Origin of the sequence: Erwinia wuhanensis (assembly GCF_030484085.1) — a bacterium.
GTDB classification, from domain to species: Bacteria; Pseudomonadota; Gammaproteobacteria; order Enterobacterales; family Enterobacteriaceae; genus Erwinia; species Erwinia aeris.
Genome location: NZ_JAUJUH010000022.1, coordinates 1 through 592 on the forward strand (window position 1 = coordinate 1; position 592 = coordinate 592).

The window sequence follows — 592 nt, forward strand, 5'->3', positions numbered from 1 at the left end:
ACAGACAGCCAGGATGTTGGCTTAGAAGCAGCCATCATTTAAAGAAAGCGTAATAGCTCACTGGTCGAGTCGGCCTGCGCGGAAGATGTAACGGGGCTAAACCATGCACCGAAGCTGCGGCAGCGACACTATGTGTTGTTGGGTAGGGGAGCGTTCTGTAAGCCGTCGAAGGTGGCCTGTGAGGGCTGCTGGAGGTATCAGAAGTGCGAATGCTGACATAAGTAACGATAAAGCGGGTGAAAAGCCCGCTCGCCGGAAGACCAAGGGTTCCTGTCCAACGTTAATCGGGGCAGGGTGAGTCGACCCCTAAGGCGAGGCCGAAAGGCGTAGTCGATGGGAAACAGGTTAATATTCCTGTACTCGGTGTTACTGCGAAGGGGGGACGGAGAAGGCTATGTTGGCCGGGCGACGGTTGTCCCGGTTTAAGCGTGTAGGCTTGTGTTCCAGGCAAATCCGGAACACTTTAAGGCTGAGGCGTGACGACGAGGCACTACGGTGCTGAAGCAACAGATGCCCTGCTTCCAGGAAAAGCCTCTAAGCTCCAGGTAACACGGAATCGTACCCCAAACCGACACAGGTGGTCAGGTAGAGA

General features: G+C 55.2%; 1 rRNA gene. It reads left to right on the forward strand.

The features are described from left to right. Positions 1–592: ribosomal RNA gene (locus tag QZH36_RS21340) — 23S ribosomal RNA — on the forward strand; the annotation flags it as partial.